This is a genomic window from Obesumbacterium proteus (assembly GCF_001586165.1).
Lineage (GTDB): Bacteria > Pseudomonadota > Gammaproteobacteria > Enterobacterales > Enterobacteriaceae > Hafnia > Hafnia protea.
Window position 1 is genome coordinate 2271448 of the sequence record NZ_CP014608.1, and the last position, 13855, is coordinate 2285302.

The window sequence follows — 13855 nt, forward strand, 5'->3', positions numbered from 1 at the left end:
CCTCAAGTTAAGCACAGTTAATAACATGAGCAGTATTAGTAACAAATCTCTTTTTCAGGAGCTTGTGCATCAGAATTCAGACGTCTGAAAAAAGCGGTCAAAGAGTTGGGATTTCCGTCTGCTTATACTCCAGACGATATTGAGTTTAGAGCCAGGAGTGGTCAATGCGAACGGACAATCATGAGCTTTCTTCTGCCAGGATTCTTATGCTGGCGATTATTTGCTGTATTGTTGTAGCTAATATTTATTTTAATCAATCTGTCCTGAATTTAATTGCCGGATCCTTTCCCAATGAATGGGGGGCTGTTTCTTTGATCCCCATGGGCACCCAGTTAGGCTATGCGGTGGGCTTATTCTTTCTGATCCCACTGGGCGATTATATTGAACGTCAGCGGCTTATCCTGCGTCAAGCGCAGGTGCTTTTCCTGGCACTGATCGGCATGATGTTATCGCCAACGGCGACAGTGTTGGTGTTCTTCTCCTTCCTTACCGGGATGGCTGCAACAGTAGCCCAACAGATAGTGCCGCTTGCCGCCTCGCTCACCAGAACTTCTGCACGAGGTAAAACCGTGGGTACGGTGATGAGCGGTGTCCTGGCAGGTATCCTTGCTGGCCGGGCTATCGGAGGCCTTATTGGTCAGTATTTCGGCTGGCGCGGTGTCTTTTTGTCCGGCGCGATCATGACATTGCTGGCTATATTTTTCATCTTGCGCATTTTGCCTGCTCAGTCGTTGCCAACGCCAAAGTTTAACTATCTGGCGGTATTACGTTCATTAGGACAGCTGTGGAAAAGCGAGCCGCAGGTGCGTGGTGCAACTCTTACACAAGCAATGCTGTTTGCCTCCTTCAGCGTGCTGTGGACCGTGCTCCCTTTCTGGTTAGCTCATCGCTACGATTACGGTGCAGGGATAACCGGCACCCTGGCTGCTTTGGGGTTAATCGGTATTCTGTGTGCGCCTCTGGCGGGAAGTTTCAGCGATCGTCAGGGACCATTCCGAATGGTTGTTTTTGGTGTGATACTCATGCTGCTAGCCTGGACTGTTTTTTGGAGATGGAACAGTATTGTGGGTATGGTGGTGGGCATTCTACTACTGGATGCGGGTGAGCAATGTGTACTGATAGCTAATCAGCACACGATTTATTCTTTGCGTCCGGATGCCAGAAACCGTCTTAATACATTATTTATGTGCGTTATGTTTATTGGCGGAGCATGTGGCTCACTGACTGCCACCTGGTTATGGGAGACAACTCATAGCTGGGCGCTGATTTCTTCAGCAGGGGGCGGACTCGTGATCATGGGGATGTTGATAGCCGTAAGACGTAAATATTCAGGCCCCTATTCGGGCACATAACGCAATAGCACTTCTTACATCCGTCGCATTGTCTGAGTCATCAACATCATTTAAAGCGTCCTGTATCAATTGTTTAGCAGCCCATTTTTCCCCGGCTTCAGCCTGCAATGTCGCCAATGAATAAGCAATACGGAGGGCCCAGCCATAAGCCTGTTGCTGGCGCGCTTTGTCCAGGGCCTGCTCCAACAGCAGGCGTTGCTTCTGAGGAGGTAATTGAGTGGCAGAAAGACGCATCAGCTCAGGCGTGCACCAGTTTTCATGATCCTGGCGGGTGGCTCTCAGTGATACCCCGGTATCAATTTCTGACAACAAGGGGGAATATTGCCAGTCTAATCCCATCGCCCGCAACGAGCTAAATAGTGTGGTTTGACTAACATCGGTATGACTGAACTGTTTAGCCCAAACAAGAAACAGCTCGCCATATGTCTTCCAGAAATATAAATCATGCCTTTTTGCCAGATGAATAAGCCAGTTTGCGGCCTTTATAACCCAACGCGGATTACGATCCAGTGCTGCTGTCATACAAGCGCCTTCAGCCAGTGCACAGCAAAGAGAACAGACATGCTGCAAACGAGCGGCTTTTTTAACACCGCGCCATGCCATCTGTTTCGCTGCCTTATACTCACCCTGTAACCAGAGTAAACGAGACAGAAAGGCCTGACCGGCGCTCTCTTGATCAAGACCAAAACGGAAAGAGTGGCTTAATTCACCATGTTCATACCAATCAAGAGATTGTTGGAGATAATCACGCCCGACATCATGACGGCCCAAAAAATGCAGGGATACACCGAGAATACGCAGCCCGGTTGCCATCGCCTCCTCGTCGGTAATGGACCGTGCTAGCTCGCACATAGATTGCGCATGCTCAAGCGCTTTATCCAACTCGCCAGTACGCAGATAATACAACCATAATCCGTAATGTGCCTGTAAACGTATTTCTTTGTCGTCGAGCTTTTCTGCAATTGTCAGCGCGGTTTTCCAGGCTGAATGTGTTTCAGGCGTAGGGCCTTTTGTCCAGGTTGACGCCTTACCTGCTACAGCGCTGAGATTCATTCTCTGGCGTAGCGTTAATACTACCTGCGAAGTATTTTCATAAAGCAGAGGATAAATATGGCGCTGACATTCATCGTATAGTGAATATTCAATCCAAAAAGGGGTCATAGCTTGTAAGATCTCAAGCCCTTTAGAGGGATCAGCTCCCTCAATCAACGTTTGCTGTAATACACTCCGCAAATCATTAAGTATATGGCTATAACGTTCACGCCATTGTCCTGTTGGCAGCATAAACCAATCATCTTGTGCCTCTTTTACCAGAACTTTATAATAGTCGGCAAAACGGGCCTCAAGAACAGTATATTCACCCTGTTGCCTGAGTTTATCGCATGCGAACTGGCGCATGGTTTCCAGCAGGCGGAAACGGGTCTCTGGTACCTGAGTACTGACCTGAATCAGGGATAAAGACAGCAATCTTTGCAGATCGTCAACAACCTGCCAGCGATGCTTGTCTTTAATCAGCAGAAGGTCGCTTACTGATTTCACACTGAACATATCGGTATAGATCCCCAGAGAGCAAAATAATCGTTGTTCACGTGTGTTGAGCAACTGATAAGTCCACTCCAGCGCGGTCAGTATTTTCTGATGTCTGGGCTCCAGAGATCTGTGCGTATTGCTCAATAGCTGGAAACGGTCTTCCAGTCGGCTATAGATCTCTTTGACACTCATGACTGGCAGACGGGAGGCCGCAAGTTCAATCGCCAGCGGCAGACCGTCAAGATGACGGCATAACTCGCCAATCAAAGACAGTTCGCTGGCTGATGGATGGTAATTATGTCGATTGGCCTGCCCGCGTTCGATAAAGAGGCGGACACTGGAAAAAGTTAGTAACTCGTGGGTATCAGCCTCTTCGCTCTCAGGAACTTGTAATGGTGGTAGTAGATATTGTTGCTCGCCGGCAACCTGCAACGCTACCTGGCTGGTCAACAACAGTTTGATATGGGGAGCCAGGTGCAGGAGCAACGTAATCACTGGTTCAAGTTCATTAATTACATGTTCACAGTTATCAATCAGCAGTAAACATCGACGCCGTGCAAGCTGTTGCCGTAAATCGGCATCATTATGAATGGCAGCTAATGGAAGATGGAGCGCTTGTGAAATAACGGATAGCAAGCTGGATGCTTCGGTGATATGAGCCAGTTCAGCCACACATATTCCATCAGGAAAATGCGTGTGTGTAAGACTGACGACTTCCCATGCCAGACGAGTCTTACCCACGCCCCCTGAGCCTGTAATCGTCACCAGACGGTATTGATCCAATAAGGCGCATAATTCCTGCACAGCTTTATCACGCCCCAGAATCGACGCTAGAAAAGGGGTAATAGCGGGCTCAGGTATTTTTGATTTAGAGAGCGGTTCAGTTGGCGAATTGTTGATATTAAAGCGATAACCACAACCAAATTCAGTAACCAGTAGATGGCGGTCATGTCCCAGTATGCGGCGTATAGCTGAAATTTGTGCCTGAAGATTATTTTCTTCGACGATTTCATTTCCCCACACTTGCGTAAGTAAAGATTCTTTATTTACCGCTTTACCTCTGGCACTCACCAGAACAACCAGAACATCAAAAGCTCTGGCAGAAATTCTTACTGGCTTACCCCGATGTAACAGAATCCTTAGCTGTGGCCAGATTTGCCAGTCAGCAAAGTGAATCTCATCAATTGATATCATAGTGTTGAGATCTTCTGTTTTGAGCATCACGAACTCTCGCTATGGAGTAAGCCATTTCTAACGAAAGCGGTTATCAGAATCAGGCTACATGTTGAATGTGTTGCACCGGAGTATCACTATTCAATACCACTTTTACCGTTAATGATTATAAAGCCAATAGTGCTATGTGGCATAGCTTTGCGATCAAACTGGTGATGAAAACTGAACTATCTATGCCAGCCATATCCCATCAGGCATGGCTGGAAAAGCACTCACATGGATAATCATTCGACTAGGGATTAACCTTCAAATAACAGCGTGTGTCCGAACATTTAAATAATGGTGGTACGGGATGCCAATACCAGAACTGATGGCGGTTTATACAGTCTTATCTCAATGGCGCTAACAGCCACAGACAGAGGAAGCGGACTTGATACCTGTACCATAAACAGAGTATATCGACGAACGATCCACGCTGACAATGAGACGACGATTGGCATCCAACGAAGCGATCAAAGGCTAATTATTGCGATGCCGGTCAGCACCACCACTGCACCGGCAATCCGGCGTGCCAGATGATTTTCACGAAACAGCCAGTACGAAAGAAGAGAGCCGACAATAATGGATGTTTCCCTGAGAGGAGCGACGAGTGCCAGTGGCATGCTCTGCATGGCTGTCAGTACAAGGATGTAGGCAAGGGGAGAGCATACAGCAATGATAAGGATTGGGATGATATCCACACGTACAGCAGTTGGAATGCGATTTCGTCGCCGCATCGCACCAGGGGTAAGAATCAGACTCTGTAGCAGGAGTGTGCTGGCGTAGTAGCTCACTGGATCCAGGTGCAGAGAGATTACCGAATAACCGTCCCAGAGTGTATAGCCAGCGATGGCGGTGCCTGTCGCTGCCCCCCAAAGCATTCCTTGTAGCGGCCGGCTTCCGCTCCTGAACGGATTGCCGGTGACAACGAAAATACCAGCGATAACGATAAAGGCGCCGAGTAAAGCGCCTGGTGAAAGCCGTTCTCCCATGAGAAGGGTTGCAAACAGTATCGTCAGAACTGGTCCACTTCCTCGGGCAATCGGATAAACAACACCCAGTTCGGCGCGCTCGTAGCCAGCCTGCAAGATTAGAGAATAAGCGATATGAAGTGCAGACGAGATAACTGCGCCGACAGCGAGTCTCCAGTCGAGCTCCTGTTGTCCCTCAACTATCAGAATGAGGCTGAACGGGACCCACAGCAATGCTGAGGCACAGCTGTACGCCCAGACGAACACAAGAGTGTCTTCCCTCTTGTATTTTGAGGCTATATTCCATACTGCATGGGCTACCGCAGCAGTAAGAATCATTGCTACCGTGCTGAACTGCATCAGGACATATCGGGCAAATCAATACCCGCCCGTTCAGCCCGGCGACTTTGTTCTTTATCCCGCAGAGTGAGAGCAGCGACCAGCGTATCAATAACGACGAGCTGGGCCAGTCGACTCCCGGCAGCGGCCATCTGTGCCGGGAGTGGCATTCCGCCAACAACGAGCGAAACGTTGGCGAGTGTCGCCAGTGGGGTATCGTACTGGTTAGTTATTGCAATAAGCGATGCTCCTGCCGAGGATGCTGCATCAGCGATGGAGAGTGTGGATGATGTGCGCCCTGTTGAACTGACGACGATGATGACGTCGCCTGGACCGAGTAGACGAGCAGCAATCATCGCTGATAAATAATCCTGGATACTGACGGTTATCACACCCGCCGTCCGCAAACGAAAGACCGCATCAGCGGCAACCGTCGCAGAGGGACCAGCACCAAATGCAAATACCTGGCGTGCGCTCTGGATTAAATCGACCGCCTCATCAAGGGCGGAGATTTCGATAGCACCGCTGAGCGCAGTCAGTGCGTCTACACCAGCACGAATTGATGTTTCCAGCACTGATGCCAGCGTCGCATCCGCTGTAAGAACTTCAGGCGGGGCAAAGAATTGGGCAGTGCCACGAGCCCGGGCAATCTCTATCTTAAGTTCAGTGAACCCGGTGAACCCGATCGCTCGTGCAGCGCGTATTACTGTCGGCGGTGATACACCAGCACGGGTGGCAACCTGTGCTGCCGTGCTTGTACCGACAAATAAAGGATCGACAAGCAGGAGGTCGACAACTTTAGCCTCACTTGCAGCGAGGTCGCCGCTTCGGGCGTGAATGCTGCCAAGCCATTGCTGTAACCGCTGCTCACCTTCTGAAATTCTATTACCAATTTCTTTATTCATATGTAATATATTACATGTCCTTTGGGAAGGGCACAACCACCACGTAATTAGATTCTGTTGCAAGGAGTCCGCATTCATGAACACTGAAATCAATACAGTTGTTGCTGTTTTAGGTCCAGGTGCCATCGGCACAACAGTCGCGGCGGCGTTACACGAAGTCGACCGCACACCATTGCTGTGTGGACGTACTCCCCGCGATCACCTGACCTTGCAAGATGGCGACCACTTTATCACCGTACCCGGTCCGGTACAGACGAATCCGGCACAAATCACTCGCACGGTTGATCTTATCTTTCTGGCAGTCAAGTCCACACAAATCGACGCGGCAGCAGAATGGCTCAGGGCGTTGACTGGCCCGGAGACGGTTGTATGCGTGCTCCAGAACGGGGTCGAACAGTTGGACAGGCTCGCTACGTACTCTCTGCCCGGACAGAGCGTTCCCGCTGTCGTGTGGTTCCCTGCGCAAGCGCAGTCCGATGGCTCGGTACGCTTGCGTGGTGAGGCGCGCCTCAGCGTGCCAGACGCACCAGCTTCCCGTGTAGTGGCCGCAGCGCTGCAAGGCACGTGGTGCTCCGTAGATCTGGCCGCGAATTTCAGCTCCCTGGCCTGGCGCAAGCTGATGCAGAATGCGGTGGCTGGACTCATGGCACTCACGCACCGCCGCTCAGGCATGTTTGGCCGTGCTGATATCGCCAGGCTTACGCTGGCTTATCTGCAGGAATGCCTGGCCGTGGCACGTGCAGAGGGCGCTGAACTCGGAGACGAAGTGCCGCAGGAGATCCTCGATAAGTTCCGGGCGGCTCCTGCAGACATGAGCACCTCCATCCTCACGGATCGAGAAGCTGGCCGACCGCTTGAATGGGATATCCGCAACGGCGTCATTGCGCGTCGCGGCCGGGTTCACAGCATTCCAACGCCGATCAGCGACATCCTGGTGCCGCTTCTTGCGGCTGCGAGCGATGGCCCTGGTTGATCCTAAAGCCGATGATTGCACTCTTACTTCTCTTCTTCGTCGCTCTCGGTGCCGGAGTACTCAGCGGTGTCGTCGGCACTGGCTCGTCGTTAATCATGCTGCCCGTCCTCGTCGCCACGTACGGGCCACGGATTGCTGTGCCTGTTATGGCGATCGCCTCCCTTTTCGGCAACATCGGACGGGTGATTGTCTGGTGGCATGAGATTCGTTGGCGACCGGTGTTTGCCTATTCGTTGGCGGGAGTTCCTGCGGCTGTTCTCGGGGCGAACACGTTACTTACGATTTCTCCTGGCACAGTGGAGGTATTCCTGGCAGCTTTCTTCCTTGCGATGATCCCGCTGCGCCGTCTCATCAGACGATCGAACCTCCACTTGAATCTCTGGCACATGAGTTTTGCCGGGGCGATTGTCGGGTTTCTGACAGGATTCGTGCTGTCCACCGGGCCGCTCAGCGTGCCGGTATTTACCGGGTACGGAATGAGTGGAGGCGTATTTTTGGGATCAGAGGCGGCAAGCGCAATCCTGCTCTACGCTGGCAAGCTAGCTACGTTCGGTATATCGGGCGCACTCGCGCAGCCTGTCCTCACATATGGACTTGCCATCGGCATCGCATTGTTCGTCGGTTCGATGATTGCGAAACGTCTCGTCCAGAAACTCCAGACGCATACGTTCGAGCTTCTCATTGATGCCGTTCTCGTCGCTGGGGCAGTAGGGATGATCCTTGCTCTCAAATGAAATGGCACGCCAGGGCTGACGGCGCAAGCGTGTTGTTATTGTGTAACAGCTTTCTACAGGCAGCGACGGGTCGGGGTGGAGGGGTTGGCAAGCCATCAGAAATGAATAAAGCCGTACCAGGGTATGCTGGTACAGCTTTTTGTTATTGTTCATGCAGCTTCGTTGTTTTTATTCCGCCCTGTGTTAAAAGGTGGTACGTATGCGACCCGGCATGTATCGATATAATCTGACCACCACTGCATCATCGCCTTGCGGGCTTCCAGATGCTCAGCCTTATGAATGTAAGCCAGACGCACGGTGTTGCGCTCCTGGTGACTCATCTGGCGTTCCACTGCATCCTGCGACCATAAGCCAGACTCCATCAGGGCACTGCATGCCATTGCCCGAAAGCCATGTCCGCAGATGTCCTGTTTCGTGTCGAATCCCATAAGGCGCAGTGCTTTATTAACCGCGTTTTCGCACATCGGCCTGTACGGGTTATGGTCGCCGGGGAAGACCAGTTCGTAAGCCCCGGATATTTCCTTAATCCGTTTCAGAATAGCTATAGCCTGCTGTGAGAGGGGCACGATATGAGCAGTGCGCATTTTGGCACCGCGCCCTGAATAACGCACACCCACAATGGCTTCGCGTGTGGCGGGTATCGTCCAAATTCTGTTTATGAAATCAATTTCTGACCAGCGTGCAAAGCGCAGCTCACTGGAGCGAATGAACAGATGCAGCGTCAGCAGGACAGCAAGCCGGGTCAGTTCACGGCCCTGATGATATGCTTCAATGTGTTCAATCAGTTCAGGCAGCCGCTCCAGCGGCAGGGCGGGATAGTGGTGTCTCATGGGGGGAGCCGTCACGCCATCAAGATTTGCTGCCGGGTTGGTGTCGATAAATCCCTGATGGACCGCATGGCGCATGATGTTACTGAGGTGCTGCCGCGTGCGGGACGCGACTTCCAACAGGCCCTTTTCCTCAATGCCTTTCAGCAGGTCAATGAAATGATGGGGTTTAAGCTCCGTGACGGACAGATGACCAATTACAGGAAAGATATGGTTGTTCATGCTGGCAAGTAGACGTCCAGCGGTGTTCTGCGACCACTTTTTATTGTTTTTATGCCATGCCAGCGCCACTGTTTTAAACACCTTCTCTGGTGTGCAGGCTCTGCGTTCAGCAGCCCTCTGCTGTGCCGGGTTGATGTTCAGCGCCAGCATCTTACGGATACCTTCGCGCTGCTGGCGGGCATCAGACAGGGAGACGGCAGGATAGGCACCCAGGGCAATGCGGGATTCTTTGCCGTTTATACGATATTTTAGATACCAGTGACGTGAGCCGCCTGGTTTGATAAGAAGGTACAGACCGTGAGAATCAGAAACTTTGAAGGGTTTTGCGGATGGTTTTAAGGTGCGGATTTTTGAGTCGTTAAGGGGCATTTGGGGGTCACTCCGTCATCGAACTAACCTGACCCCAGATTTGACCACCAATTTTTCCCGATGCGGAGGGTAAAATCAAAATGCACCGGGAAGAGTTTTCACGCTAACCTCTTGAATCAATATCAGATAAGGATTCGCAAAGATGCATGCAAACAGGAAATTGGCTCCTCTGACTGGACTCGAACCAGTGACATACGGATTAACAGTCCGCCGTTCTACCGACTGAACTACAGAGGAATCGTTTGAACGGGGCAGATATTAGCGAGCACGAGGGTGACTGTCAACGGCTAATTAAAATAGTGAGTTTGATTGCTGATTAAGTGCACAAAAAGCTAAAACTTTGTTCTTTATCGCAAAGTAACCCTTTTATTTTTCTTACTATTGTGCGGTTTATTCACATACTGGAATACTTATGCGTGCTAAGGATTTAGTCTCATCGAGCCAGTTTTACCCCCTCAGACTTCTGCCGGGAACAGAGTTAATTGCCGAATTAAGGCAATTTGTTGCCATACATCACATTAAAGCCGGCTGGATCGCTTCCGTAGTCGGAAGCCTCTCAACGGTTTCGCTCCGGTATGCCGGATGCGAGCGGACTAGCTTAATTGAAGGGAAATTTGAAGTTATCGCCCTTGGCGGAACTTTAGATAGCCAGTTCGAACACCTACATATGTCGGTTGCCGATGAAACCGGAAGGATGTTCGGTGGTCATGTTATGCCTGGAAATATTGTTAGAACGACGCTAGAACTCATCATTGGCGAGCTGTGTGATGTCGATTTTTCGCGCCAGCACTGTATTTTATCCGGCTACGAAGAATTAGCTATTGCTCCTCGCAACGATCTTAAGGACGAGAATAAATGAAAGAGAAACGCCAATTTTCTAGCCGTAGCTTAGTTCTGATTGTTATTTGTGTTGCGATTAACATGATCGCAGGACAGATGATTTCGATGCTTAAACTACCGCTTTTTTTAGACTCGATAGGCACGGTGCTCTGTGCGGTGCTGGCGGGGCCGTGGGTTGCGTTGTTCACAGGGCTAGTCACAAATTTACTCTGGGGGCTTCTCACGGGTCCGATTGCGGCCGCTTTTGCGCCCGTTGCCATGGTCATTGGCTGCGTTGCGGGTGTAATGGCTCGTGCGGGATGGTTTAAATCGTTTGGCCGCGTTGTGATCACGGGTGTGGTAATCACGCTGTGCTTAACGGTAGTGGCGGTACCTATTCGAACTTATCTGTTTGGCGGTGCGACAGGAAGCGGTGCAGATTTTGTGGTGGCCTATTTGCATGCTGTCGGTGAGGGGCTGCAAGAGTCCGTTGCCTTCACCGTTATCGGCATTAATCTCATTGATAAAATTTTAACGGTGCTGATTGTGTGGGTGCTTCTGCGTCGCATGCCAGAGCGCACGCGGCATAATTTCCCGCATATGGCTCCGATACGTTAATGCATCCTTTCACATGGCTAGCGCTCTGGCTCTGGTATTCCGTTAGTGCGCTGTTTGTGCCTCTGCCGATTCTCGTGGGATGGTGCATGGTGCCTGTGGTCATGATCATGATGTGGGCAGCGGCTCGCTGGCGTATCAAAATTGTGATGGCATTCATGATCCCCATGGGGATCGGGCTGTGGCTGGTTCATAGTCACTGGCTTCAATCGTTGTTTTCGCATAGTGACAATGTCAGTTTTGCCGCTCCGATGTTTGCCATTGTATTGTGGCTACGCCTATTCGTTTTCTTTGCAGCCGCTCAACTGTGGCTGCAAAAGGTGCCCACTCAGCAATTTGTTGCCGCTTTATTCTCTAGCCGTTTACCTGTCGGCATGGCTTATTTATGTGCAGGTCCTCTGCTCCTCAAGGAGCAACTTAAACAACAATTAGCCGCGATTAAAGAAGTACAAAGCGCGCGGGGCGTAAGTTTTGATGGTTCTCTTGTTCAGCGATTGAAAACGATCGTGCCGTTGCTTTCACCTATGCTCATGCAAAGTCTCAATGATTTAACCACGCGAAGCTCTGCGCTAGATGCGCGGGCATTTCGTCGTTACCCACATCGGACCGTACTGAAACCTATCTCCGAATATCGCTGGGAGCCATTTTTACGCGTTGTTTTACTGTGTTGTTTGCTCGTCGAAGGAGGCGCGTTTTGGCTTTATCACTCGATATCGATCGGTTAATGGTGGATGTGCATGGTGTTTATCAGCTAGGGCCAATAACCCTGAAGTTGGAAGAAGGGCAGTGGCTTGCCGTTCTCGGTGGCAATGGTTCTGGAAAAAGCCTACTTGCCAGATTACTGGTTGGCAGCCTTGAGGATGGTTCATTGCGACATATTCAAGGCAAGTGCGAGGTGTTGGGGAGCAACATTTTGCTTGAAAATGAGATGAAGCATACGCGCCAGTGGGTTCAACAATCGCCCTATTTACAGTTCTCTGGCTGCTGCTTCACCGTTGAGGATGAAATTGCCTTTGGGCCACAGAATTTAGCACTGCCTACAGCTGAAATAATGAGTCGGGTGGAGACTGCGCTGACGCGTTTTAAGTGCCAACATCTGCGGTTACGCAATCCCCAAACCCTATCGGGAGGTGAAGCTCAGAGGGTTTTACTGGCCTGTGTCTTGGTTATGCATCCAAAATTATTAGTGCTCGATCAGGCGTTGGGGCGATTAAGCCAAGAGGCAACCTATCAAGCGCTGGACGCTATTCAATGCTATGTCGAAGAATTGCAGTGTTCAGTGGCCATGCTTGAACATCGTCTTTTCCCCGCGGCCGATTATTGCTTGCAACGTGTATTGCTGGAAGAAGGAAGGACGCGTCCTTTTGAAGAGATTCCCCCGTCGTCACTCGTGCAACAAGTGGTTTTACCCGAACAATTGAAAACGATGCTATGGCAAGAAACTGAGAGTCTTAATGAGGCTGCGCGGGTTTTGGCTCCTTTTATGCGAGGTAGCCAACTATGCTAAATATAGAAAATATGGGCTTTGGCTGGGAGGCGGCAAATAACTGCCTGCAAGATGTCAATCTGCACATCAAACGTGGCGAACAATGGGTGATTACCGGAGAAAACGGTGCTGGAAAATCAACGTTGCTTCGACTCGCTGCGGGTTTACTCAAACCGAGCAGTGGAACGGTGTATTTAGATGGCGTGGATCTTGCTCGGATGAAGTCGGTAGAAAAAGCGGCGCAGATTGGTTTTTTATTTCAGGAAGTTGAACGCCAGCTGTTTCACAGTTCAGTGCGCGATGAAATTCGGTTTGGCCTACGGCTACAGCGTTTGCCCTCGGCGCTTATTGAAGAGCGCATACAACTGGCCATCGAAACGTGCGGTTTAGCCGCCGTTGCGAATAAACACCCGCTTGACTTGCACAGTGGACAGCGTCGTATGGTCGCCGTGGCGTGCCTATGTGCAATGCAGCCGCCCTTATTACTTTTAGACGAGCCGAGCCGCGATTTTGATCCTTATTGGATGGCGATCTTTGACGCTTGGTTGGAAAAAAACCGTCAACAGGGAACGACGGTGATCGCGATAAGCCACGATCCTGAGTTTTCTCAGCGTCACTTCCAACGCACTATTTTGGTCAATCAAGGAACAGCGCGAATATCTATTTAACATTCGTGGTGTACAGATCGCTTGCCTGCGCATGTTGTTGTCGAGCAAGAGGGTCCTGCTGATAGAATTTTACAAAATGCGCATACATGGCGGGAAAACGCCCGTAGAGCAGCTCTGGCGCGCTAAAAAAGTATTCAGAAAGCACGGCAAAACATTCTGCTGGTTCGCTAGCTGCGTAAGCATCAAGGCTGGTGGCTGCCTCACCGACAACGTCCACTTCGTCTTGAATAGAGTTCATCGCCGTTTGCAGATCATATTCCCATTGCGCAACGTCTTTAAGCGCAATCGGCGGAATGCCGGTAGCGACGCCAGCGTTACGCATATCGAGCTTATGTGCAGTTTCATGGATGATAAGGTTATAACCAGAAAGATCGAAAGAGTCCTTCACATCCATCAGATTCAAGATAACGGGCCCCTGCGCCGAACATTGACCTGCTTGTACCATAGGACCGGTATGAACTAAACCGATGTCATCTTGCCATTCTTCATGAAAAATAAAAGGCTCTGGATAAAGCAGGATCTCATGAAAGCCATCGAGCCAATCGATGCCAAGCTCAAGTACGGGAAGTGAAAAGAGTAAAGCGATGCGAGCCTCAAGCAGAGGCGAAATACGCAGGTCTTGCAATGGAACGATGCGTTTCAACTGCAAAAATTTTGAGGCAACCAGCGTTAATTTATGCAATTCGGATGGTGTGAGCGTTGCAAGCAGAGGAATAGCTAACGCCTCTTCCCAGGGGTAATTGGCAAGAGGATGATTTTCACCTGCGTTCCAAGGCCACTTAATCATTAGATTGCTCGCACCATGATGGTTTATTCACCACTGTTTTATCATG

General features: G+C 50.5%; 13 protein-coding genes and 1 tRNA gene. 8 read left to right on the forward strand and 6 right to left on the reverse strand.

What is annotated here, in order from left to right:
* Nucleotides 1-164 precede the first annotated feature (164 nt).
* On the forward strand, nucleotides 165-1352 hold the full coding sequence (locus DSM2777_RS10680) for an MFS transporter (RefSeq protein WP_049133242.1): 1188 nt from the start codon (nucleotides 165-167) through the stop codon (nucleotides 1350-1352).
* Here the strand turns inward: DSM2777_RS10680 and DSM2777_RS10685 are convergent.
* From DSM2777_RS10685 to DSM2777_RS10695, 3 genes are all read right to left on the reverse strand, one after another.
* A complete protein-coding gene (locus DSM2777_RS10685; RefSeq protein WP_049133240.1) occupies nucleotides 1329-4103 on the reverse strand; it encodes an ATP-binding protein in 2775 nt (924 codons plus the stop codon). The genes DSM2777_RS10680 and DSM2777_RS10685 overlap by 24 nt on opposite strands.
* Before the next feature lie 464 nt (nucleotides 4104-4567).
* Nucleotides 4568-5425, reverse strand: coding sequence for a DMT family transporter (locus tag DSM2777_RS10690; RefSeq protein ID WP_049133237.1), 858 nt, complete (start codon nucleotides 5423-5425; stop codon nucleotides 4568-4570).
* Nucleotides 5425-6309, reverse strand: coding sequence for a MurR/RpiR family transcriptional regulator (locus tag DSM2777_RS10695; protein ID WP_049133234.1), 885 nt, complete (start codon nucleotides 6307-6309; stop codon nucleotides 5425-5427). The genes DSM2777_RS10690 and DSM2777_RS10695 overlap by 1 nt, the downstream gene beginning before the upstream one ends.
* 76 nt (nucleotides 6310-6385) lie before the next feature.
* On the opposite strand from DSM2777_RS10695, the gene DSM2777_RS10700 reads away from it, so the two are divergent.
* Together DSM2777_RS10700 and DSM2777_RS10705 are read left to right on the forward strand one after the other, a co-directional pair.
* Nucleotides 6386-7282 carry an oxidoreductase gene (locus DSM2777_RS10700; protein ID WP_061553927.1) on the forward strand — a complete coding sequence of 299 codons (897 nt, stop codon included), beginning with the start codon at nucleotides 6386-6388 and terminating at the stop codon, nucleotides 7280-7282.
* A gap of 11 nt (nucleotides 7283-7293) precedes the next feature.
* Nucleotides 7294-8016, forward strand: a complete 723-nt coding sequence (locus tag DSM2777_RS10705; protein WP_049133250.1) for a sulfite exporter TauE/SafE family protein — start codon at nucleotides 7294-7296, stop codon at nucleotides 8014-8016.
* Between the two features lie 149 nt (nucleotides 8017-8165).
* Here DSM2777_RS10705 and DSM2777_RS10710 read toward each other — a convergent pair whose 3' ends face one another.
* A complete protein-coding gene (locus tag DSM2777_RS10710) occupies nucleotides 8166-9434 on the reverse strand; it encodes a tyrosine-type recombinase/integrase (protein ID WP_049133227.1) in 1269 nt (422 codons plus the stop codon).
* A 161-nt stretch (nucleotides 9435-9595) separates the two neighbouring features.
* Nucleotides 9596-9671: transfer RNA gene (locus DSM2777_RS10715), tRNA-Asn, on the reverse strand.
* A gap of 175 nt (nucleotides 9672-9846) precedes the next feature.
* On the opposite strand from DSM2777_RS10715, the gene DSM2777_RS10720 reads away from it, so the two are divergent.
* From DSM2777_RS10720 to DSM2777_RS10740, 5 genes are read left to right on the forward strand one after another with little or no spacing between them, the layout of a single operon-like run.
* The gene (locus DSM2777_RS10720) at nucleotides 9847-10293 is read left to right on the forward strand and encodes a PPC domain-containing DNA-binding protein (RefSeq protein WP_046458493.1); all 447 of its coding nucleotides are present in this window, start codon (nucleotides 9847-9849) and stop codon (nucleotides 10291-10293) included.
* Nucleotides 10290-10871, forward strand: coding sequence for an ECF transporter S component (locus DSM2777_RS10725; RefSeq protein WP_046458494.1), 582 nt, complete (start codon nucleotides 10290-10292; stop codon nucleotides 10869-10871). Before DSM2777_RS10720 ends, DSM2777_RS10725 begins: the two co-directional genes overlap by 4 nt.
* Entirely contained in the window at nucleotides 10871-11593 is a 723-nt protein-coding gene (locus tag DSM2777_RS10730) for an energy-coupling factor transporter transmembrane component T (protein WP_061553928.1), read from the forward strand. The genes DSM2777_RS10725 and DSM2777_RS10730 overlap by 1 nt, the downstream gene beginning before the upstream one ends.
* Complete coding sequence (locus tag DSM2777_RS10735) at nucleotides 11563-12375, forward strand: energy-coupling factor ABC transporter ATP-binding protein (protein ID WP_237087836.1); 813 nt, start codon at nucleotides 11563-11565, stop codon at nucleotides 12373-12375. Before DSM2777_RS10730 ends, DSM2777_RS10735 begins: the two co-directional genes overlap by 31 nt.
* Nucleotides 12369-13022 (forward strand): ABC transporter ATP-binding protein, encoded by a 654-nt coding sequence (locus tag DSM2777_RS10740; protein WP_061553929.1) that lies wholly within the window; start codon nucleotides 12369-12371, stop codon nucleotides 13020-13022. The genes DSM2777_RS10735 and DSM2777_RS10740 overlap by 7 nt, the downstream gene beginning before the upstream one ends.
* On the opposite strand, the gene mtfA is transcribed toward DSM2777_RS10740, so the two are convergent.
* Nucleotides 13015-13809, reverse strand: coding sequence for a DgsA anti-repressor MtfA (gene mtfA / locus DSM2777_RS10745; RefSeq protein WP_061553930.1), 795 nt, complete (start codon nucleotides 13807-13809; stop codon nucleotides 13015-13017). The two genes, DSM2777_RS10740 and mtfA, sit on opposite strands and share 8 nt — an antisense overlap.
* Nucleotides 13810-13855: the final 46 nt, after the last annotated feature.